Raw genomic sequence first — 21,800 nt, 5'->3', positions numbered from 1 at the left:
GAATTGTTGTCAGCGATAGATCGGCAGGAGCGCCTGCCGGACGAGCGTGAGCCCGTTGGCGATGTCGCGGACGGGATCCGGCGCGGCATCGAGTTCGAGGATCGCCCAGCCTTCATAGGCCCGGTCGCGCAGCAGCCGGATCCAGGCCGGCCAGTCGACCCGTCCGAGGCCGAAGCTGCAGAAATAGGGCTGGTGGCGTTCATGGATATGCTTGTCGATCGGCGTGTCGGCGGGCATCGGGCCGATCGCATCCTTCCAGTGGGCGATGATCATGCGCTCGTGATGGCGATCGACGAGTTGGACGGGATCGGAGCCGGCAACGATGATGTGGGCGGTGTCCGGACACATGTGCACATAGGCCGGGTCGGTCAAAAGCATCATCAGATCGACGTCGCGCGCGGCGGCAAAGATCGAGTGCGCCTCGGTGTGCAGCGCAAGCCGTACGCCCTTGGCATGGAGGGTCGCGCCGAGCCGGTTCAGAAAATCGGCGATCACCTTGGCGCGGTCGAAATCATGGAACTGCACCGGCTGGGCGCCGAGCGTCTGGCGTAAGGGCGCGCCGATCACCATGATGTCGCTGCCGCAGGCTTTCAGGAAGTCGGCATAGCGTTCCGCCTTGTCGATCAGCGCGCGCTGGGCCTCGGGCTCGGCGAAGTCGCCGGCCGCCTCAAGTTCCGCAAAGAAACCGCTGCACAGCGTCAGACCGCGTGTTGACAGCTCGGCTGCGAAAGCATCGACGGAACCATAGGTCTTGATCGCGTCCTGCCAGTTGAAGGGAGAAAAGGTCAGCTCGACGCCGGTAACGCCGGAGGCCTGGACACTGTCGAGGATCTTGTCCCAGAAGGCCCGCGGCTTAGCGCGTGCATGGTCGACGATCGCATCGTGGCTGTCGACGCCCCAGAAGCCGGGATGGAAAAATGTCACGAGATCGACGCCGAAGCGCAGCCTATCGCCAGAAGTCATAACCTATCCATTTCTCGAGGCATGACCTACCCGCGTGCGGAAGGAGAGTTCCGCATCCAATAAGCCATGGATTTTCAACGCATTAAGAAATGGCAATCGTTTGCCATGACTAGATAATAGCCAAGCCGGTTTTTTAAGCAAGCGGTTTTTGGCAAACGTTTGCTAAAAACCGTCGCCTGTCCTAGAGTTGCAAATCGAAGCATCCGGGAGAATGAAATAAACATGAACAAAAACAAGGATGTGGCCGGAGAGGAACCATCGGGCGCTTTGATGGCCGATGTTGCCAGGCTCGCCGGTGTGGCGATATCGACGGTCAGCCGGGCGCTCGCCAATCCCGGACGGGTCAACGAAAAGACGCGCGCCAAGATCAACGCGGCGGCCAAGCAGCTCGGCTATACGCCGAACGCCATGGCGCGCGGTCTCAGGGTCGGCAAATCCAACATCATCATGATCATCCTGCCGGGATCGCTCTATTACGGCGTCTCCCAGATCATTCCGCAAGTGTTGCAGAGCATCAACAAGTCGCTGATCCAGGGTGGCTATAACCTGATGATCGCCAACCTCGATCGCGACGAGATTTCCGAACGGCATATTCTCGACCTGGCATTCGGCGGCAGCGTGCGCGGCGCCATCATCCTGTCGTCGAAGCTTCCGGAGGTGGACGGACGCTCGCTGGCGAGCTCCGGCCTGCCGATCGTGTCGATGCTGCTCGACATGAGCGATGCCGGTCTGCAGAGCGTGGTTACCAACGACCGCGAGGCGGTACGCGACGTCACGGCCGAACTGATCCGGCTGGGCCATCGACGGTTCTTCTATCTCGCCGGGCCTGAAGGCAATTATCACGATGTCGAGCGTTATGCCGGCGTGCTCGAGGCGCTCGGGGCGGCCGGCCTGTCCGAGGAGCTGGTGCGCCGCTCGGGCGGTGAACTCGGCTATCAGCGCGGCTTCGACATCGGCGTTCAGGCAGCAGACGATTTCGCGCAACTGACCGAGAAGCCGACAGCGGTGATCGCCACCAGCGACGACATGGCCATCTCATTTGTCAGCTGCATCCAGCGGGGGGGCTTGCGCATTCCCGATGATCTGTCCGTCGTCTCCTTCGACGGCTCGCCCGTCTGCGAATTCTCCTCACCGCCGCTCTCGACGATCGAGCAGCCGGTGGAAGAGATGGGACGCGCGGCGGTCGATCTCCTGCTCGACGCCATTGACCAGCGGCAAAAGACGGCGGAGGTCCGCACCGTCATCCGCAGCAGGCTTATTCTGCGGGAGAGCATCGCCGCCCCGAAGAGCTGACGATGACGAAACCGGCCTCGCTGGCGAGATGCCCCATCGGGCGCTGATTGCACTCCATCAAAACTTCGTCTGACCCCATCAGTCTGCACGTCGTGCTACGAAAAATCACAACACCGAGCGACGTGAGATGTCAGGTCCGCGCGGTGGAATTCTGAAATTCCGAGCACGCACATGGACCTCTCGAAGATCAAGACGCTGATCGACTTTGTCGGACGATCGAACATTAGCGAGCTGACCGTGACGGAAAAGGACGTGACGGTGCGGATTTTCCGCACGTCGCCGGGTCAGGAGGCTGTTGCCGAGCCCTCGAAGGAGCCGGAATCGACGACAAATCCCGTCTCCCAAGCGCCTTCGAGCGTCGAGAAAACCTCCTATGCGGTGAAGGCGCCCGTCTTCGGCGTTCTGCACAAGGCCCCGGCGCCCGGGGAGCCGCCATTCGTCGCGATCGGTGACGCGGTGGAGGAGGGGCAGACGCTCTTCATCATCGAAGCGATGAAGGTCTTCAACACGATCGCCGCGCCGCGGTCCGGGCGCATCACGCACCTGACCCATATCGACAATGGCGAGGTCGAGACCGGCGACGTGCTCGCGGAGATTGGCTGATGCCGGAAACGCCTGAACAATCTGCGGCCGGCCGCTTCGATACCGTTCTGATCGCCAATCGCGGCGAGATCGCCGCCCGGATCCAGCGCGCCTGCCGCGAGCTCGGCCTCAAGACGGTCGCCATCTGTTCCGAGGCGGATAGGCAAGCGCCTTACGGCAGTACCGCCGACAGCTTTCTCTGCATCGGCCCGTCGAGCGCCGCCAAGAGCTATCTCAATCAGGACGCCATCCTTCTGGCGGCGCGTCTTGCCGGTGCGGGCGCCATCCATCCGGGTTACGGTTTTCTGTCGGAAAACGCCGCCTTCGCCGACGCCGTCGACAAGGCCGGGCTGATTTTCATCGGTCCGACCGCGTCATCGATTGCGATCATGGGCGATAAGATCTCGGCAAAGCGGGCGATGATGGCGGCCGGCGTACCCTGCGTTCCCGGCCCGGACACGGCGCTGCCCGACGACCCTGCCACCATCGAGCGCACAGCGCTGGAGATCGGATATCCCGTTATCATCAAGGCAGCCGGCGGTGGCGGCGGACGCGGCATGCGCGTCGTGCCAAAGGCCGATATGTTGCATGAAGCAATCGCGTTGACGCGGGAAGAGGCTCGCAAGGCCTTCGGCTCCCCCGCCCTCTACATGGAGAAATTCTTAGAGCATCCGCGCCACATCGAGATCCAGGTCATTTGCGACGATCACGGCAATGCCGTGTGGCTCGGACACCGGGATTGCTCGATGCAGCGCCGCCATCAGAAAGTGGTTGAGGAGGCGCCGGCGCCGGGGATCGCACCCGACATCATTCAGCCGGTCGGCATGGCCTGCGTGCAGGCCTGCCTTCAGATCGGCTACCGGGGGGTCGGAACTTTCGAATTTCTCTATGAGGACGGCGCCTTCTATTTCATCGAGATGAACACCCGACTTCAGGTCGAACATCCCGTCACCGAGATGACGAGCGGTGTCGATATCGTCCAGGCTCAAATCAGGGCGGCTCAGGGTCACGTTCTGGATCTCATCCAAGGCGATGTGACATGCGGAGGCCATTCCTTCGAATGCCGCATCAACGCCGAGGATCCGGAAACCTTCCTGCCGTCGGCGGGTGTCGTCACCCGTCTGGCCTTGCCCGAGGGACCAGGCATCCGTGTCGATACGCATATTCATGCCGGCTACAAGGTTTCGCCCTATTACGATTCGCTGATCGCCAAGCTGATCGTCCATGCGCCGACGCGGACCGAAGCGATGGCAAGAATGCGCGAAGCGCTTGCCGGCACCGAGGTCGAAGGGATTTCCACCAATATCCCCTTCCTGCGCGTTTTATTCGAGGACGACGCATTCGCGCGCGGTGAGACCGACATTCACTATCTCGAACAATGGCTGAAGCTGCGGAGGGCGGCATGAGCGCGATCGATTTCAGCGATCCGGCGACCATCGCATTGCTCACCGAGGCGCTGACGGCCGCCGGCGTGGACGGCCTTGAAATCTCCCGGCCGGGCGGACAGCTTCGTATCGTCGTCGCCGGAAAAAGCGGCGCCCGTGTCAGCTCGAGCGAAGCGACGCCACGCGCTCCCGGCTCAGCATCCGCCGTCGTAAAGGCGCCGATGGCGGGCCGCTTCTGCGTCGAGCATCCGGCCGACTCCGCCGCGCCGCAAAAACTGCCGCGCTCCGTATCCGATGCGGATATCGTCGGCTTCATCGGGGTAGGGCATATCCTGCTTCCCCTTCGCGCCGGCCGCTCCGGTGTTTTGACCAGGCTGCTCGCAGAACCCGGCGCGCCGGTCGGCTTCGGTGATCCTCTGTTCGAAATCGAGCTCCAGCCATGATCGTCACGACGAACAGACATGCATCGCAACGTGAGATCGTTCCGGCCACCAACAGCCGGGCGCGAGTTTCCTCGATCGGCGCCAGATCCTTCCTGCTCGAGGCACCAGGCGATTTCGACCTCGTTGCGCAGCGGCGGATCTGGGCTCTGTCCCAGACGGTGAAGAGCTGGCCGGACCTTGCGGAAAACATTCCCGGCATGACCAACCTGCTGGTGATCTTCAAGGAGACGCCCGAAGTTCCCGATACGATGGTCGCCCGGCTGCTGGAGGCATGGGAGAATGCGCGCAGCATCGATCTCAACGGCAAGACCATCGAGATCCCCGTCCATTACGGCGGCGAACATGCGACCGATCTTGCAGCCCTTTGCGATCTCTCGGGGCTCAGCGACCGCGAGGTCGTGCGCATCCATCATGAAGCGACCTACCGTGTCTTCGCCTTGGGCAGCGCTCCCGGTTTCGGTTATCTGCATGGCCTCGATCCGCGTATCTACATGCCGCGAAAGACCGTTCCCTCGTTGAAGATGCCGAAGGGCTGCGTGACCATCGGCGGCATGCAGACCGGCGTCGCCATGCTCACGGGTCCGAATGGCTGGAATTCCATCGGCTTTGCCACGCTTGAGATGTTCGACCCCACCTCGCCGAGCCCTGCCATGATGGCGCCGGGCGATACGGTGCGCTTCCTGCCGGCGAGGATCGAATTATGATCGAGATTTTGGAAAGCGGCCCGTTCAACACGGTGCAGGATCTTGGCCGCCCCGGCTATCGCGACATCGGCGTGTCGGCGAGCGGCGCCATGGATCCGCTGGCGGTCCGGATCGGCAACATTCTCGTCGGCAATGACGACAATGCAGCTGTGATCGAGGTGCAGACCTTTCCGTTCAGCCTGCGTTTCGAACAGCGCACGGTCTTTGCCGTGACCGGTGCCGACGGCAGTCTTCATCTCAACGGATCGGAACTGCTTGCCTGGTGCGCCTATACGGCAGAGCCCGGAGAGGTTCTCGAACTGAAACAGCCGCCGCGGCTCGCACGTGCCTATATTTCGCTCGGAGGCGGGCTGGATATTCCCGTTGTCATGGGTTCGCGCAGCACGTCGCTGCGCGGCGGTTTCGGTGGCAATGCCGGCCGGCCTCTGGCGAAGGGCGATCGGATCGCCGTCGGCGAGGATGCCGAGATCACCATGCTGCCGGCCTCGGGTCTCGCCGTCGTCGAACCGGCCGTGGCACTGCGCGATGTCTTCCCCGCACCTGTCGACGGCGCATTGCCGATCCGCGCGCTACCGGCCGGCGAGCATGATCTTTTCGCCGGAGATGGCGAAGCCTTCTGGAGCCAGACCTGGAGGATTTCCTCTCGCAGCGACCGGACGGGCTATCGCCTGTCCGGCGAACCGATCAAGCCGACGGCGTCCATCGAGATGCGCTCCCACGGCGTCGTGCCCGGCGTGATCCAGGTTCCGCCGGGTGGCGAACCGATCGTGCAGATGAGCGATGCGAACACCGCCGGCGGCTATCCGAAGATCGCCGGCGTGATCGAATGCGATCTCTGGCGGCTCGGCCAAGCCCGCATCGGGGCCCGCCTGAGCTTCGTTCGCTCGACGCATGCGGAGGCGCGCAGGGTGGAACAGGCAGTCGCCCGCTATGTCGAGGATGTCAGGCAGACATGCCGGATGGTCAAGCGCGCCCTGAAGGCGATGGCCTAATGGGTGTCTCCCAAAAGGCCGTCAAAAGGAGGAACCGATGAAGATCGATCTGAATTCCGACATGGGCGAAGGATTTGGCCCCTACCGGCTGTGCGACGACGAAGCGATGATGAAACTCGTCTCGTCGGCCAACATCGCCTGCGGTTTCCACGGCGGCGACCCCGAGATCATGGGGCGCATGGTCCGGCTCGCGAAGCTGAACGGCGTCGGCATCGGCGCGCATCCCGGCCTGCCTGATCGGCTCGGCTTCGGCCGGCGCGAAATACCGTTTCCGGCAGACGAGCTTCGCCAGCAGATGCTCTATCAGCTGGGCGCACTGATGGCGATCGCCAAAGCCGAGGGTGTCACGGTCTCCCATATCAGCTTCCACGCGGCGATGGGCAATATGGTCAATCGCGATCCTGTGCTAGCCGACCTGATGATGGATGCAATCGCCACGGTCGATGCCGGTCTCGTCGTCTTCGTCACCCATGGCAGCGAGATTCAGCGGGCGGCGAAACGCGCGCGTTTGAAGACGCTGGCGCTTTTCCTCGCCGACCGGGCCTATGACGCCGGCGGGAAACTCGTCGCGCGCGGGCTGCCTGGGGCCGTCATTAAGGATGAAGCCGCCGTACGTGCGCGTGTCCGACAATTCCTGCTCGACGGAACCGTTCAGACGATCGACGGAGCCGTAATCGCCATGCCGGCCCGCTCCATTCTCGTCCACAGCGACACGCCGGGCGCCCTGGAACTTGCCGGCATCGTGCGCGGCGAGATCGAAGCCACGGGTGCCGCGCTCGCGCCCGCCGCCGAACTCGCCGACTGACGCAATCCCGATCGCCTGCGGGCGGTCTCCCGTTCCCATCTCTCATCGAAGGACCATGTCGATGTCCGTCATCGCTGACCGCCTGAAAAACGTCTCCATCTCCGCATCCGCCGCCATGACCCAGCGCGCTAGGGAACTTGCCGCCAAGGGCATCAAGGTCGTCAGCCTGTCATCCGGCGAGCCGGATTTCCCCACCCCGGCGCACGCAATCGAAGCGGCCCATGCGGCAGCTCTTGCCGGCGATACGAAATATCCGCCGATGGACGGCACGCCGGCGCTGAAGGCCGCCATCATCCGGAAGTTCAAACGCGACAATAATCTCGACTACGATGCCAGCCAGATCGTCGTCTCCGGCGGCGGCAAGCAGGTGATCTTCAATGCCATGCTGGCCACCTGCAATCCGGGCGACGAGGTCGTTATTCCCACGCCCTCCTGGGTCAGCTATGCCGATATCGTCAAATTCGCCGGCGGCGTCCCGGTTCCGGTCCCCTGCTACGAGCAGGCCGGCTTCAAGCTGCGTCCGGAGGATCTGGAGGCGGCGATCACGCCGCGCACCAAATGGCTCTTCCTGAATTTCCCGAACAATCCCACCGGCGCGGCCTGCTCCCGGGCGGAGATGGCCGCCATCGCCGAGGTTATGCTGCGCCATCCCAACGTCTGGATCATGACCGACGACATCTACGAACACCTGGTCTATGACGACTTCCAGTTCTGCACGATCGCCGAAGTCGAGCCCAGGCTCTATGAGCGCGTTTTAACGATGAACGGCGTCTCCAAGGCTTACGCGATGACAGGCTGGCGGCTCGGCTTCTGCGCCGGGCCGAAAGACCTGATCTCCGCCGTCAGCAACGTCAACGGCCAGAATGGCGGCGGTATCGCGACGCTGACGCAGGCAGCGGCGACCGCGGCGCTTGATGGTCCTCAGGATCTCTTGAAGGAGCGTGCCGCGATCTACAAGGAAAGACGCGACTTCGTCCTCGACAGATTGTCTGAGGTGGAAGGGCTGCGGTGCCATCGGCCCGAAGGCGCCTTCTACATCTACCCCAATATCTCCGGGCTGATCGGCAAGACCAGCAAGGGCGGGCGAAAGATCGAGACCGACGTCGATTTCGTCATGGCACTCGTCGAAGAGCATCATGTCGCGACCGTGCAAGGGGCGGCTTACGGAATGAGCCCCTTCTTCCGTATTTCCTATGCGACCAGCATGGAAAAGCTCGGCGAAGGCTGCGAGCGCATAGCTCAGTTCTGCAGGGATATGCGCTGAGCGTAGCCTCCTCAGACTTTCAGCCGTGCCGTCAGCTCGAGAAGGATGTCGCGGACGGCAAGGGCCGGTTCCGACAGGGGATTCTGGTCGGAAACGCATAGCGACAGAGTTTCCTCGATCCGTGGTGAGACGAGCCGGCAGATCAGCGGCTCGCTCGATTCCGACACGATACGATCGGCAATGGCTTTAGGCATGATCGTCGCGCCGAGGCCGCTGCCGACCGCGCGGGCCAGCGTGCGGACGATTTCGACTTCGGCCACGACCTTCAGATTGGTGCGGGTGCGCGTGAAGGCGGTGTCGACTGCGCGGCGGACGAAATTATAGGCCGGCGGCAACAGCAGCGGTATTCCGTCGAGCGCATTGACCGGAACGGGTTTCGCATCCGCTTCGATGGCAAAGTCGCGATGCGCGACAAGAAAAAACTCTTCGCTGAGGATCGGTTCGAACCGGACGCCCTTGATCGGTCCGGTTCCGTGGAGAAGCGCCATCTCCAGCCGGCCGTTCATGATCATCTGGCTATAGGTCTGCCCGACGCTTTCGGTCAGATGCAGCAGGATGCCGGGATGGCGTTTACGGGTCTCCGCCAGGAGGTCGACCGATAGCGTGGCGGCACTGCTGAACGGCACGAGACCGACGGAGACGCGCCCGGCAAGCGAATTGCCGGCTGCCGACGCATCCGCTTGCGCCTGCTCCATCTGCCGAAGGATGATCTGCGCATGGCGATACACCGCATGCCCCGCATCGGTCATGCTGACGCCCTGCTGGCTGCGGATCAGCAGCTTGTGGCCGAAATGTTCCTCCAGTGCCGCAAGCTGCTGGCTGAGGGCGGGTTGGGCAATGTGCAAAAGATCCGCCGCTCGCGTGATGCTGCCGCTGTCGACGATCACGATGAAAGATTTGAGGCGTCTGATGTCCATGAGGATCGGGGTACCGTTCTGATGTGCGTGGCTTACATGTTTGCAGACGCGCAATGCTTTTGCAACGCGACACGGTCTCTGACAGCCCGAGGGACCGGTGATGCCGACATCACCTGTTTCTCTTCTTCGGCAGCCGTCTCGCCTCCATAACCGTTGCTTATTGCTCCAGAGATAATCGGTCTTAGGCAAGGGGTTAAAGCTTCGCTACTGTCTCGATCAACAACAAGGGAACGACAATGCCATTCTCCGACTACAAGACCGCACTGGTGACCGGCGCATCCTCCGGTATCGGCGCAGCCGTGGTTGAGCGGCTCCGCCGGGAGAACATCGAGGTCCATGCCATTGCCCGCAGCGCCGACGCGCTGCAGCAGCTGGCCGCACGCACGGGCTGCATCGCCCATGTCATCGATGTGACCGACCGTCAGGCCATGGCCGAGCTCACCCGCCGGGTGGAGTTCGATATTCTCGTCAACAATGCCGGCGTCGATCGGCCGAAGAAGTTCCTGGAAGCCGAAGAGGGCGATATCGATCTCATCGTCGACGTCAATCTCCGCGCAGTCCTGCATCTCTGCCGCCTGGTCGTGCCCGGCATGGTGGCGCGGGATCGCGGCCATGTCATCAACATCTCGTCGATCGCCGGCGCCTATAATTTCGGTGGCAACTCGTCCTATCACGCCACCAAGGCAGGGGTGAGCATGCTGTCCAACCAGCTGCGCATCGACGCCTTCGGCAAGCGGGTGCGGGTCACGGAAATCTGCCCCGGCCGGGTCGCCACGGATATTTTCAATCACGTCCACGGCGATGACCCGAGCATCCGCGAACGGTTCATCGACGGCTTCGAACTGCCGCAGGCAGCCGATATAGCAGACGCGATTGCCTTCGCCATCGCAGCCCCCGTCGCCGTCAACATCGGACACATGGAGATCACGCCGACACTGCAGGTCATGGGTGGCCTGCAGACGGCAAAGCCCCAGACTCCGGCAAAGACGGCTCAATCCGGGGAGCCAAATCCGTGAGCGGTTTCGACCTTTCGGCAATCCTGGCAAATCCGGAATATACCGCCATGCTGCTGCATGGCATCGAGATGACCTTCATCATCTATGCCGGCTCCTGGTCGATGGCGATGGCGCTGGCGCTTCTGCTCTTGGCGTTGCGTTTGTCGCCCTTTCGCTTTGGCGATCCGTTAGTTGCTGCTTACGTTTCCTATCACCGCAACGTCCCCACCCTGGTTCAGCTCATGCTGTGGTATTTCGGGATTTTCACCCTGATGCCAAGCGGGGTGTCGTCGTGGCTCGCCATCCATAATGCCGAGGCCATTTTCGCGGTGATCGGGCTCGGCCTCTGCCAGGCGGCTTATTTCAGCGAGGATCTTCGGTCGGGCGTGCGCTCGGTCAGCCCCGGCCAGATGCAGGCGGCCCGCGCCCTCGGCCACGGTTATATCTCGGCGATGCGTTTCGTCATCATGCCGCAGGGCGTGCGCAACGCATTGCCGCCGCTCATCAATCACAGCGTTTCCCTGTTCAAGAACAGCAGTCTGGCCGTCGTCATCGGGGCCTCGGAACTGACGCATGCCGTCAAGGAAATCGAGAACCTCAGCTTCCGGACCTTCGAGATCTACCTGATCGGCACGGTTCTCTACCTTTTCTTCTCGCTCGTGATCATGAGCATCGGCGCCTATGTATCGATGCGCACCGATCCTGCCAGGAGTGCGCGCGCATGATCCACGACATGATCGCCATCGTCCGGGACTACTGGCTGCTGCTCTTGATCGGCCAATATCCGAACGGACCGCTCGGCGGGCTCGCCAACACGCTGATCCTGTCGGCGCTCAGCATCGCTCTCGCCTTTCCGGTCAGCATCCTCTTCGCATTGGCGCGGCTCTCCAAGTCGGCGCTGCTGCGCTGGCCGGTCACGGCACTCGTCTATTTCACCCGGGGCGTGCCGCTGTTAATGCTCATCCTGTGGAGCTATTTCCTGGTTCCGCTCATGACCGGCGCCGATGTGCCGAGCTTCGTCACGATGTTGACGACGCTCGTTGTCTATCAAAGCGCGTTCCTGAGCGAAGTGGTCCGTGCCGGCATCGTCGCGCTCGGACCGGGCCAGATGGATGCGGGGCGTGCGCTTGGCCACAGCTATATCGGTGCAATGCGCTTCATCATCCTGCCGCAGGCGCTCTACAACATGATCCCGAGCATCATCTCCACCTTCGTCTCGACGATCAAGGACACGACGCTCGGCTACGTGATCAACGTGCCGGACCTGACCTTTGCCGCAAGCCAGGTCAACAACCAGCTGCTGACGCAGCCTTTCCAGGTCTTCCTCATCCTGGCGATCGTCTACTTCGCCATCTGCTGGACGCTCACCCACTTCGCAAATCGCCTCGAGCGGCGCATCACGCGGCGGCGTGCGGGACTTTCCGGCCTTCCCGCCGCCTCCCTGGTCGCACCGTCGAAAATCATCTCGGAGCAGCTATGACCATGACAGTCCCAGCACAGGAACAGCAGACGATCCGGCTTTCCCAGGTCTGCAAGAGCTACGGCGACTATCCGGTCCTCAAGGATATCGATGCGCAGGTGGCGCGCGGCGAGGTCGTGGTCATCTGCGGACCGTCCGGCTCGGGGAAATCGACGCTGATCCGCACGATCAATCGCCTCGAAGAGATCAACAGCGGCTCGATCACGCTCGACGGGCAAAACATTCACGCCGCCATGCGGGCAAAGGAACTCAACGCGCTGCGCAGCCGGATCGGCTTTGTGTTTCAGAACTTCAACCTGTTTCCGCATCTTTCGGTGGTCGAAAACGTGTCGATGTCGCCGATCCGGGTGAAAGGCGTGGCGCCCGACGTCGCCGAGGAGAAGGCGCTCAAGCTTCTCGATCGGGTCGGTCTTGCCGACAAGGCCCGGGCCTATCCCGGCCAGCTGTCGGGCGGCCAGCAGCAGCGGGTGGCAATCGCTCGCGCCCTTGCCATGGAACCGCCGGTCATGCTGTTCGACGAGCCGACCAGCGCACTCGATCCTGAAATGGTCGGCGAAGTGCTCGCCGTCATGAAGAGCCTGGCGTCCGAAGGCATGACCATGCTCTGCGTCACCCATGAAATGGGTTTCGCGCGCGACGTCGCGGATCGGATCTGGTTCATCGATGCCGGCCAGATCATCGAAATGGCGACACCCGAAGAATTCTTCAACAATCCACGCCATCCCCGGGCTCAGCGTTTTCTCGCTGATCTCAGGCATTGATACCAACCACCAAAAACAAAGGAGAACAGCAATGAACTGGAAATGCCTAACCCTCACCGTCGCATTTGCCGGCATGGCGGCCGCCGTGCCCGCGAAAGCCGATCAGCTCGACAACATCATCTCGGCGAAAACCTTGCGCTGCGCGACATTCGCCGACGTTCCTCCCTTCGCCTCGCCCGATCCGAAGACCCGCGAAATGGCCGGTTTCGACGTCGACCTCTGCGGCGCCATCGCCAAAGAACTGGGAGTCAAGGCTGAAATCAAGCCGGTTTCGGTCGAGGCGCGTGTGCCCGAGGTCAAGCTCGGCCGCGTCGACATCACCGTTGCCAACCTTGCCTATACGCTCAGCCGCGCCGAGCAGATCCAGTTCAGCGATCCCTATTATCTCGCCAAGGAAATGCTGATCGTGCCGGCGGACGATGCCGGCAAGACGAAGGCCGATTTCGCCGGCCAGCGCATCGCTTCGACCAAGGGCTCGACGTCGGAAATGTCGATCAAGCTCAACAAATCCGACCCGCTGACCTTCCAGGATACTGCCTCTGCCTATCTCGCTGTCCAGCAGGGCAAGGCCCGCGGCATGGTGGCCAACACCATGACGACGACCAAATTCGTCAATGAATCGAAGAGCAAGGGCAAGCCAATGCGGATGATTGAGGAGCCGATGCTCTACCAGCCGATCGGCATCGGCATGGCCAAGGATCAGCCGGCGCTGACCGCCAAGATCAACGAGATCCTCCGCAAGCTCGACACATCGGGCGAGATCAACAAGATCTGGGACAAGTGGCTCGGCCCGGATACCGAATACAAGATGAAGCGCACCGACAAGGTCGTATCGCTCTCCGAACTGAAGTTCGACCCGATCCCTTAAGACCTCGGCATCGTCCGATGACGATATCCAAACGAAATCAGACGGCGGGACATGCCCGCCGTCGGCCAACGATGGGAGGCACACATGATCCATATTAAAGATATTGCCGAACGGCCAAGCAAAGCCGATATCGACGCCGTTTCCAAATTTTCGCCCGCAACGATCCACGAAGCCCAAGGACGCCGCGGAGCCCTTTCCTCCCGCCTGAAGCCCGTCGACTACCGCATGAAACTCTGCGGTCCGGCCTTTACGGTAAAATGCGCGCCGCGTGACAACATCATGCTGCAGCTTGCCATCAACTACGCAAAGCCGGGCGATATCATCGTCGTCTCGGCGGGCGAATACGAAGAGGCCGGATCCTTCGGCGATGTCCTCGCCAACGCCTGCCTGGCAAAGGGCATCGGTGGTCTCGTGACCGACACCGGCGTGCGCGACACGCTTCAACTGAGGGAGCTTGGCTTCCCGGTCTTCTCGCTGAGCGTCTGCATCAAGGGAACAGTAAAGGAAACCATCGCGGCGGTGAACGACACGATCATCGTCGGCGGCGAAATCATCCATCCCGGCGACATCATCGCCGGCGATGCCGACGGTCTGGTGATCGTGCGTCGCCAGGAAGCGCAGGAAGTCGCCAGGCTGTCACAGGCCCGCGAAGATGCCGAGGCCGGCTATATCGCGGCATATAAGCAGGGTAAATCGGTCATCGAGGTCAGCAATCTCGAACCGGTGCTGAAAGCCAAGGGCCTCGTCGTCGACATCTGACGCGACAGCGCAATAGCTATCAGCCCTGCCACCTTATAGGGCGGCTGGTCTTTTCGGCCAGCCGCCTTATGCAAAACTAGAACGGTTCAAACACTTTCGGGCGTGATCGTTTCAAAGGGAACCACGCGCTGAAGGATGGTTGTACTGTCGCGGTGTTCGAGCGCTGCGATCATCGTGCCAATCAATTCGTCTGATATCTGATCCAAGGGATGGCACAAGGCCGCCATGATCAGGCCTTCCGTCAGGCCCTTGCGCGTTTCCGGGCCGATGTCGCGGCAGACGACCCTGACCTGATCCCGTTTTTCGGCAGGGGCTTCGCGAAGAGCACGCAGCACCCCGGAAATTCCCCCTCCAACGATGAAAATGCCTCTGAGGTCATCGAGTTCGGAAAGCAGCTGGCTCACGATCCGGTAGGCTTCCTGCGGCTCCTCATGTGTCGGTCTGCTGTCATCGACCTGAAGATGGGGCGCGTGCTCGCGCATATAGGATCGAAAGCTCGCATCGGAGACATCCTGGCACTGATAACGATGATTGCCGATGAAGACGGCGATCCGGCCGGGCATCGGCGTGGTCTGAGCCAGAAACCATGCAGCGGTCCGCCCGAGTTTCCAATTGTCGGTGCCGACGAAGCCGGCGCGATCCCTGGCGGACTGATCGGTTATATAGGCAACAACCGGCTTTCCCCTTTCCTTGAGGGATTGGATGGTCTGCCCAATTAACGGGTGGTCACCCGCAATGACAGCAACTGCATCACAGCGTTTTCCGAGCGCTTCGAGCCGATCTGCAATATTTTGTGGCTCGAGGACATCGACGAAATCGACCACAGCCACGATTTTCTCGTGCTGGCGTCTCGCGGCGGCCTCCGTGATCTTGGAGCCGAACAGCCGGTAAAGCTCGCGGCTCGACTGCTGGAGAAGAAAGCCGAAACGATAATTCGGCAGGAGCCGCTGCCGGCGGTCCTCGATCACGCCGCGGCCATAAAATCCAATCTCTTCCGCGGCATTTTGCACCCTCTCGATCGTTTCCGCACGCACTGCGCCGGCACCTCCGAGGATGCGGTTGACCGTGGCGATGCTGACGCCGGAGGCCTGGGCAAGATCGGCAATGGTTGGTCTCTTCATGATATATTTTGTTCCATTCTTGGATGAAACGAAATGATATATTAATTTCACAGAAACGCAATAGACATTCCATTTTCAGATGTCAGTTGATACAAATATTCCAGCGAGTTGGGAGCCTTGCTTTGAGGAATTGTTACTCTCGACCGCCTTTTTGGGAGGAAATCACATGAGTTTTTCAATGCGCGCCGTACGCGGGCTGCTGGCTGGCGCTGTTTTCGTTCTTGGCGCTTCTTCTGTCCTGGCTGCGAATATTGCCGTCGTCGGCGGCAAGACCGACGACGAATTCTGGAGCCGCATCAAGAAGGGCGTCGACGACGCCCGGCTCGTCGTCGAGAAGAACGGTGGCTCCGTCAGCTATCTGCAGCTGCAGACCTACGACAATCTCGGGCCTGACGCCGCACAGCTCGTCCGCACGGCCATCAGCCAGGGCGTGACCGGCATCGTGGTGCCCGACTGGGTGCCCGAGGCCGAAGACGAGGCCATCAAGGCTGCCGTCGCTGCGGGCATCAAAGTCATCCTCATGAATGCCGGCAACATCGACAAGGCTCGCGAGCTTGGCGCGATCAACTATGTCGGCTCGGATGAATACACGGCCGGCAAGGCAGGCGGCGAATATTTCGCGTCCAAGGGTGCGAAAAATGTCATTTGCGTCAATACGCTCCCGGGTGCGGCAAACCAGGAGGCCCGTTGCAAGGGTGTCATCGACGGCATCACCGGAAAGGGCGGCACTGGCAAGCAGCTGCCGTTGCCGGCGACCAGCTTCGGCGATCAGACGGCGATCGCCGAGGCCGTCAAGGCGACACTGCTCCAGGACGACACCATCGACGGCGTCCTCAATGTTGGGGCTTCCGACGCTGATGCGGCTGCGAGCGGGATCGCTCAGGCGAACAAAGTCGGCAAGGTCGCGCATGGCACCTTCGACCTCAATGCCTCGGGCCTTGCCCGCATCAAGGACGGTTCGCAGACCTTTGCGATCGACCAGCAGCCTTACCTGCAGTCGCTGCTGGGGGTTTCGCTTCTCGCCTCGCATATCGACTACGGCACCAACCTGCCGACCGCACCGGTGCTGACCGGCCCGGGCATCGTCGATGCGGCGAACATCGACGCCACCCTGGCCGGCGTCAAGGAAGGCGCTCGCTGATCGTTCGAAACGGGCTCCGACCCGCGGAAAAATACGCGGGTCGAAGTCTATCGGGCGTGCCGACCACCGCGTCCGCACGCCTGGAGATTCACGCCCAAACTGGGATAGGCATATGAACAATCTTTCATTCGGCAACCTGTTGCGCCGTCCCGAGGCGGGTGCATTCCTCGGACTTGTCGGCGTCCTCCTGTTCTTCGTCGTGTTCGGCAGCACCAAATTCCTGGAGCCCGCCGGCGCCGCAAGTTGGCTCAACGTCGCCGCCAATCTCGGCATTATCGCTCTTCCCATCGGACTTTTGATGATCGCAGGCGATCTCGACATTTCGATCGGCGCGATGATCCCCGCCGGCTCCATGACCGTCGCGGTCCTCTCGGGCTACTACGATCTTCCCATATGGGTCGGAATGTTCGGTGCGCTTGCCTTCGGCCTCATCGTCGGGCTGGTCAACGGCTACCTCGTCGTGCACACGGCCGTGCCTTCGCTGATCGTCACACTCGGCACCCTCTTTGCGGTACAGGGCCTGATGCTTGGCACCTCGGTTCTCGTCACCGGCACGACGAGCGTGGCGCTGACGGCCGACCCTTGGGCAAAGTTCCTTTTCGGGCAATTCCTGGGCGGATCGTTTCAGGTGATCATTCTGTGGTGGGTGGCCATCACCGCGATCTTCATCTTCTTCATTCACTTCTCGCCTTACGGAAACTGGATTTTCGCGATGGGCGGAGACAAGGTCAGTGCCCGCAACGCCGGCATTCCGACGACCCGCCTGACGATGGTTCTCTTCGTCCTCTCGGCGATGAGCGCGTCCTTCGTCGGCATGTGCCAAGCCATCCTGTTCAATTCCGCGCAGGTTTCGGGCGGGATGACATTCATCTTCAACTCGATCATCTCGGTCGTCGTCGGAGGTGTGCTGCTGACCGGAGGCTTCGGGTCGGTGATCGGGATCTTCTTCGGCACGATCACCTTCGCCGTCGTCAACCAAGGCATCTATTTCACGACCTTCGACCGCAATTGGTCGAGCCTGATCATCGGCGTGATGCTGCTCGTGGCCGTCCTCATGAACAATACGTTCCGCCAGATGGCGCTGACCTATTCACCCAAGAAGAAGAAGTGAGAGCTGAGACATGGCTGGCCCAATTCTTGAACTTGAAAACGTCAACAAGTCCTTCGGCCCGATCGATGTGCTCTACGACATCACATTGAGCGTTCATCCCGGTGAAGTGCTTTGCCTGCTGGGTGACAACGGCGCGGGAAAGTCCACCCTGATCAAGACGTTTGCCGGTGTCTACAAGCCGACGAGCGGCACGGTGAAGTTCGAAGGCCGGCCGATCGTCTTCCAGAATCCGCGCGAAGCTGCAGACCTCGGCATCGCAACGGTGCATCAGTTCGGCGGCACCTTTCCGCTGATGAGCATCGGCCGTTCGTTCTTCGTGGGGCGGGAGCTGACCAAGGGCTTCGGCCCGTTCAAAATCTACGACCGCAAAGCCGCAAATGAAATCGCCGTCAAGGCCGTGCGCGAGTTCGGCATCACCCGCATCGACGATGGCGATCGCCTGATCGGCGGCCTGTCCGGCGGGGAGCGGCAATCACTGGCAATCGCCCGAGCCGTCCACTTCGGCGCCCGAGTGCTGATCCTCGACGAGCCGACCGCGGCTCTCGGCGTCAAGGAGGCGGCGCATGTGCTGCGCATTGTCCTGGAAGCGCGCCGTCGCGGCCTCGCCGTCATTTTCATCACCCACAACGTCATTCACGCCATGACGGTGGGAGACCACTTCGCGGTGCTCATCAAGGGTGCGAAGGCGGCAGATTTCCGCAAGGGCGAAAAGACACGCGAAGAGATCACCGACCTGATGGCAGGAGGCGAGGCCATGGCCGAACTCGAAGCCGAAATCGAAGCGTATTCGACGGCGCATAGCGGACATCCCCCGCCGGTCTGAGCGACCGCCGCAACGGATGAACTCCAGAAACTCTAATGAGCTCGCCTACGCCGGCGGGATGGCCCAGCACAATCATCGGACGGGTAACAGCCATGAAGATAGCAATCGACCCCTTTATGCATCGCCACCTCTCACTCGAAGAATTGCCCTCGAAAGTGGCCGAACTCGGATACGAGTGGATAGAACTCAGCCCGCGGGCCGATTTTCTCGAGTGGTTCAAGGCGCCGCGCGTGTTTCCGGCCCGCGCCAAAGCATTCAAGAAAGCACTTTCTGACGCCAATGTCGGCATTGCCTCGATCTTGCCGATGTACCGGTGGGCCTCGAACGATGAAAATGAGCGGCAAGCTGCCGTCAAGCACTGGAAGCGCGCCATTGAGATCAGTGTCGAACTCGGCGTCGACACGATGAATTCGGAATTCGGCCGAGGGCCCCACCCGGACAAGGGTTCGTGCTACTGCTGCCATACCGGTTCCATGATCGAGGCCTGCGAAGACGCCTGGTGGCGCTCGATGGAAGAGTTGGTGCCGATCTTTGAAAGGGAAGGCATAAATCTGCACGTCGAACCGCACCCCGAGGATTGGTGCGAAACCCTGCAGCCAGCACTCGATATCATCAGGACGGTCAACTCGAAGAACGTCAAGTTTCTCTATTGCGCGCCGCATACCTTCTATTTCGGTGACGACACCAAGGCGATGCTCCGGGAAGCAAAGGACGTGCTCGCCCATGTCCATGTCGGCGACACCTTCAATCACAAGGCCTCCTCCGGGCTCCGCTACATCCTCAACCCTCCGGGCACGCAGGCCAGGGTGCACCAGCACCTGAACATCGGCCAGGGCGAGGTTCCCTGGGAGGATTTCTTCAGCACGCTGACCGAGATCGGGTTCGACGGCATCATGACCGCATGTGTTTTCGCCTGGGAGGACAAGGCCGACCACTCCGGCAAGTTCATGCGCGCCGAAATGCAGCGCTTTGTCGACAAGTACTGGACCGCGAAATAACGCGCGATGCCCCTCCAGCGCTTCGCGATGCTGCCAGGTGATTGGCGCGAGCGACCGCGACCGGGGTTCTGCCCAGAACGCTCAAACATCACAGACATTCATTCCTGGAAGGACAGAAGATGATCAACGGAGAAAGAACCATCGAGCGCCCGCTGCGCTGGGGCATAGTCGGCGGCGGCCGCACCGGGCAGGTGGGCTACAAGCACAGAACCGGCGCCCAGCGCGATGGCACATACCGGCTCGTCTGCGGCGCCTTCGATCTCGACGCCGAGCGCGGGCGCGACTTCGGCACGAAGCTCGGCGTCGCCGCCGACCGGTGCTACGATGACTATAAGGAGTTGCTCGCCAAGGAGGCCGGACGCGAGGACGGTGTCGAGGTTGTCTCGATCGCCACCCCGAACTTCACCCATTACGAGATCACCAAGGCATGCCTCGAAGCCGGCCTTCATGTGATCTGCGAAAAGCCGCTGTTCTTCACCGTCGCCGAATGTGACGAGGTCGCGAGACTCGCCGAAAAGAAGGGCCTGATCGTCGGCGTCACCTACGGCTTCACCGGCCATCCGCTGGTTCATCAGATGGCGGCGATGGTCAAGAAGGGCATGCTCGGCGATATAAGAATTGTCGACATGCAATATACCCACGGCTTCAACGCGGGCGACGATATCGGCGCCGGCGAAGCCGTGAAGTGGCGCACCAATCCCAAGACCGCCGGCCCGACCTTCGTTCTCGGCGATATCGGCACGCACCTCTACTATCTCTCCGAAGTGGTGCTGCCGCATATGAAGATCGAAAAGCTGCTCTGCGACCGCAAGGCCTTCATTCCGACCCGTGCGCCGCTCGAAGACCACGCGACCGTTCTCATGCATTACGACAACGGCGCCCGGGGCCGTCTTTGGGTGTCCTCGGTGAATGCCGGCAATATGGGTTCGCAGCGCTACCGTTTCGTCGGTTCCAAGGCCTCGATCGAATGGTCCGATTCCCATCCCGATCAGCTGATTTACGAAGTGCAGGGCGAACCGAACCGCACCCTGCACCACGGCATGCCCTACCTCGAAGAGGAAAGCCTCGCCTGCGATCGCATGGGCGCGCTGCATACCGAGGGCCTCGGTGACAGCTGGGCGAACATCTACCTCTGGATCGCCCAGGCGATCGACGCAAAACGCCGCGGCGACGAGGCCTTCCTCAAGAACCATCATTATCCCGGCATCGAAGCCGGCACCGAAGGTGTGCGCTGGCTGGAAAACTGCGTCCGCTCGGCAGACGCAGGTTCGGCTTGGGTCGAGTTCAATTGATCAATCAGGGGACGTGCCGGATCTCCTCCATCCTCCTCCCAGGCGCGTCCCCAACCCCGCTTTTAGAAAGACAATGACATGAAACTATCGATCTGCACCGACGTGATGGGCGACCTTTCCTTCACCGACATGCTCGACAAATGCGTCAAACTGGGTGTCGAAGGCATCGAGATGACCGGCGGCGGCTGGTCTCGTGCGCCGCATTTCCGCGCCGACGAGCTGCTTGCCGACAAGGGTCTCTTGAAGACGAAGCTCAAGGAAATTGAAGCGCGGGGCCTGGAAATCGCTGCCCTCAATTGCTCGGCCAACCCGCTCGATCCGGGTGACATGGGCAAGCGCCACCGCAAGGAGATGGAGCAGACGATCCGTCTCGCCGGTGAAATCGGCGTGAAGACCATCGTCACCATGTCCGGACTGCCGGAAGCCGCACCCGGCGACATGGTTCCGAACTGGCTGGTCTACACCAAAAGCTGGCCGGAGGAGATGCCCGAGCGCGATCGCTACCAGTGGGAGGACCGCGCATTCCCACTCTGGCATGATCTCGTGAAGCTTGCCAAGGAAGTGGGCGTCGAGAAGTATGCGCTGGAAAACTTCTCGGCCATGCTCGTTTGGAACCCCGAGACTCTGTTCCGTCTGCGCAACGAGGTCGGCCCGACCGTCGGCATGAACCTCGACCCCAGTCACCTGTTCTGGAAGGGCGCCGACCCGATCGCCTCCGCCCGGGCGCTTGGAAACGCAATCCACCATTGCCATGGCAAGGACACGCGCATCGAACGCGGGCTTGCCGATGTCAACGGTCTCCTTGAACTCAAGGACGTCACGGACGTCGCCAACCGCACCTGGAACTACGTTGCCGTCGGTGCCGGACATGATCTGCAGTGGTGGAAGGAATTCTTCTCCGTCGTCCGCATGGTCGGTTACAACGGTTGGGTCAGCCTGGAAATGGAAGACTTCACCATGTCGACCGAGGCCGGCATCCAGTCCTCCATCGATGCGCTGCAGGCAACGATCAGCCGCTGATGGGCAGGCGCAGGCGACATTCGCCCGCGCCCCCCTGCATTCGTCGTTTCCTGCGAAGAGGCCGGCGATGTCCAAACCGATCA

At 61.4% G+C, this 21,800-nt stretch carries 23 protein-coding genes; 20 read left to right on the top strand and 3 right to left on the bottom strand.

Annotated features, from left to right (window positions below; genetic code table 11):
* Positions 1-9: 9 nt before the first annotated feature.
* Positions 10-963 (bottom strand): sugar phosphate isomerase/epimerase family protein, encoded by a 954-nt coding sequence (locus FHX10_RS11830; protein WP_097630213.1) that lies wholly within the window; start codon positions 961-963, stop codon positions 10-12.
* Positions 964-1,185: 222 nt separating this feature from the next.
* Here FHX10_RS11830 and FHX10_RS11825 point away from each other — a divergent pair, with 222 nt between their 5' ends.
* The 8 genes from FHX10_RS11825 (at position 1,186) to FHX10_RS11790 (ending at position 8,431) form a co-directional block, all read left to right on the top strand.
* On the top strand, positions 1,186-2,256 hold the full coding sequence (locus tag FHX10_RS11825) for a LacI family DNA-binding transcriptional regulator (protein WP_097630212.1): 1,071 nt from the start codon (positions 1,186-1,188) through the stop codon (positions 2,254-2,256).
* A 171-nt stretch (positions 2,257-2,427) separates the two neighbouring features.
* Positions 2,428-2,859, top strand: coding sequence for an acetyl-CoA carboxylase biotin carboxyl carrier protein (locus tag FHX10_RS11820; RefSeq protein WP_047612258.1), 432 nt, complete (start codon positions 2,428-2,430; stop codon positions 2,857-2,859).
* Complete coding sequence (locus tag FHX10_RS11815; RefSeq protein ID WP_028758235.1) at positions 2,859-4,244, top strand: acetyl/propionyl/methylcrotonyl-CoA carboxylase subunit alpha; 1,386 nt, start codon at positions 2,859-2,861, stop codon at positions 4,242-4,244. The genes FHX10_RS11820 and FHX10_RS11815 overlap by 1 nt, the downstream gene beginning before the upstream one ends.
* Entirely contained in the window at positions 4,241-4,666 is a 426-nt protein-coding gene (locus FHX10_RS11810) for an acetyl-CoA carboxylase biotin carboxyl carrier protein (RefSeq protein WP_028758234.1), read from the top strand. Before FHX10_RS11815 ends, FHX10_RS11810 begins: the two co-directional genes overlap by 4 nt.
* Positions 4,663-5,370 (top strand): 5-oxoprolinase subunit PxpB, encoded by a 708-nt coding sequence (gene pxpB / locus FHX10_RS11805; protein WP_097542525.1) that lies wholly within the window; start codon positions 4,663-4,665, stop codon positions 5,368-5,370. The genes FHX10_RS11810 and pxpB overlap by 4 nt, the downstream gene beginning before the upstream one ends.
* Positions 5,367-6,362 carry a biotin-dependent carboxyltransferase family protein gene (locus FHX10_RS11800; RefSeq protein ID WP_028758232.1) on the top strand — a complete coding sequence of 332 codons (996 nt, stop codon included), beginning with the start codon at positions 5,367-5,369 and terminating at the stop codon, positions 6,360-6,362. Before pxpB ends, FHX10_RS11800 begins: the two co-directional genes overlap by 4 nt.
* Positions 6,363-6,399: 37 nt before the next feature.
* The gene (locus FHX10_RS11795) at positions 6,400-7,167 is read left to right on the top strand and encodes a 5-oxoprolinase subunit PxpA (RefSeq protein WP_028758231.1); all 768 of its coding nucleotides are present in this window, start codon (positions 6,400-6,402) and stop codon (positions 7,165-7,167) included.
* 61 nt (positions 7,168-7,228) lie between these two features.
* Positions 7,229-8,431, top strand: coding sequence for a pyridoxal phosphate-dependent aminotransferase (locus tag FHX10_RS11790; RefSeq protein ID WP_168332948.1), 1,203 nt, complete (start codon positions 7,229-7,231; stop codon positions 8,429-8,431).
* 11 nt (positions 8,432-8,442) lie between these two features.
* On the opposite strand, the gene nac is transcribed toward FHX10_RS11790, so the two are convergent.
* Complete coding sequence (nac, locus tag FHX10_RS11785) at positions 8,443-9,402, bottom strand: nitrogen assimilation transcriptional regulator NAC (protein ID WP_028759096.1); 960 nt, start codon at positions 9,400-9,402, stop codon at positions 8,443-8,445.
* A gap of 182 nt (positions 9,403-9,584) precedes the next feature.
* Here nac and FHX10_RS11780 point away from each other — a divergent pair, with 182 nt between their 5' ends.
* From FHX10_RS11780 to FHX10_RS11755, 6 genes are all read left to right on the top strand, one after another.
* Positions 9,585-10,364: an SDR family oxidoreductase gene (locus FHX10_RS11780; protein ID WP_028759095.1), complete on the top strand. Its 780-nt coding sequence runs from the start codon at positions 9,585-9,587 to the stop codon at positions 10,362-10,364.
* The gene (locus FHX10_RS11775; protein WP_028759094.1) at positions 10,361-11,068 is read left to right on the top strand and encodes an amino acid ABC transporter permease; all 708 of its coding nucleotides are present in this window, start codon (positions 10,361-10,363) and stop codon (positions 11,066-11,068) included. Before FHX10_RS11780 ends, FHX10_RS11775 begins: the two co-directional genes overlap by 4 nt.
* A complete protein-coding gene (locus FHX10_RS11770) occupies positions 11,065-11,823 on the top strand; it encodes an amino acid ABC transporter permease (protein WP_028755771.1) in 759 nt (252 codons plus the stop codon). The genes FHX10_RS11775 and FHX10_RS11770 overlap by 4 nt, the downstream gene beginning before the upstream one ends.
* Entirely contained in the window at positions 11,820-12,584 is a 765-nt protein-coding gene (locus FHX10_RS11765; protein ID WP_028755772.1) for an amino acid ABC transporter ATP-binding protein, read from the top strand. The genes FHX10_RS11770 and FHX10_RS11765 overlap by 4 nt, the downstream gene beginning before the upstream one ends.
* Before the next feature lie 31 nt (positions 12,585-12,615).
* A complete protein-coding gene (locus tag FHX10_RS11760) occupies positions 12,616-13,452 on the top strand; it encodes an ABC transporter substrate-binding protein (protein WP_028755773.1) in 837 nt (278 codons plus the stop codon).
* Between the two features lie 84 nt (positions 13,453-13,536).
* Positions 13,537-14,211, top strand: coding sequence for a 4-carboxy-4-hydroxy-2-oxoadipate aldolase/oxaloacetate decarboxylase (locus tag FHX10_RS11755; RefSeq protein WP_028755774.1), 675 nt, complete (start codon positions 13,537-13,539; stop codon positions 14,209-14,211).
* A gap of 86 nt (positions 14,212-14,297) precedes the next feature.
* On the opposite strand, the gene FHX10_RS11750 is transcribed toward FHX10_RS11755, so the two are convergent.
* A complete protein-coding gene (locus tag FHX10_RS11750; protein WP_082849751.1) occupies positions 14,298-15,335 on the bottom strand; it encodes a LacI family DNA-binding transcriptional regulator in 1,038 nt (345 codons plus the stop codon).
* Positions 15,336-15,498: 163 nt separating this feature from the next.
* Between FHX10_RS11750 and FHX10_RS11745 the strand changes: the two genes are divergently transcribed.
* The 6 genes from FHX10_RS11745 (at position 15,499) to FHX10_RS11720 (ending at position 21,717) form a co-directional block, all read left to right on the top strand.
* On the top strand, positions 15,499-16,473 hold the full coding sequence (locus tag FHX10_RS11745) for a substrate-binding domain-containing protein (protein WP_018449061.1): 975 nt from the start codon (positions 15,499-15,501) through the stop codon (positions 16,471-16,473).
* Positions 16,474-16,585: 112 nt separating this feature from the next.
* On the top strand, positions 16,586-17,584 hold the full coding sequence (locus FHX10_RS11740; RefSeq protein ID WP_028755777.1) for an ABC transporter permease: 999 nt from the start codon (positions 16,586-16,588) through the stop codon (positions 17,582-17,584).
* A 10-nt stretch (positions 17,585-17,594) separates the two neighbouring features.
* Positions 17,595-18,407: an ATP-binding cassette domain-containing protein gene (locus FHX10_RS11735; RefSeq protein WP_028755778.1), complete on the top strand. Its 813-nt coding sequence runs from the start codon at positions 17,595-17,597 to the stop codon at positions 18,405-18,407.
* 92 nt (positions 18,408-18,499) lie between these two features.
* Positions 18,500-19,405, top strand: coding sequence for a sugar phosphate isomerase/epimerase family protein (locus FHX10_RS11730; protein ID WP_097630210.1), 906 nt, complete (start codon positions 18,500-18,502; stop codon positions 19,403-19,405).
* A 119-nt stretch (positions 19,406-19,524) separates the two neighbouring features.
* Complete coding sequence (locus FHX10_RS11725; protein WP_097630209.1) at positions 19,525-20,697, top strand: Gfo/Idh/MocA family protein; 1,173 nt, start codon at positions 19,525-19,527, stop codon at positions 20,695-20,697.
* Positions 20,698-20,775: 78 nt separating this feature from the next.
* The gene (locus tag FHX10_RS11720; protein ID WP_028755781.1) at positions 20,776-21,717 is read left to right on the top strand and encodes a sugar phosphate isomerase/epimerase family protein; all 942 of its coding nucleotides are present in this window, start codon (positions 20,776-20,778) and stop codon (positions 21,715-21,717) included.
* Positions 21,718-21,800 lie beyond the last annotated feature (83 nt).

Source organism: Rhizobium sp. BK591, from assembly GCF_014195045.1.
GTDB classification, from domain to species: Bacteria; Pseudomonadota; Alphaproteobacteria; order Rhizobiales; family Rhizobiaceae; genus Rhizobium; species Rhizobium anhuiense.
The sequence above is the reverse complement of the archived record's forward strand: the minus strand, read 5'-3'. Positions and strand labels throughout refer to the sequence as shown.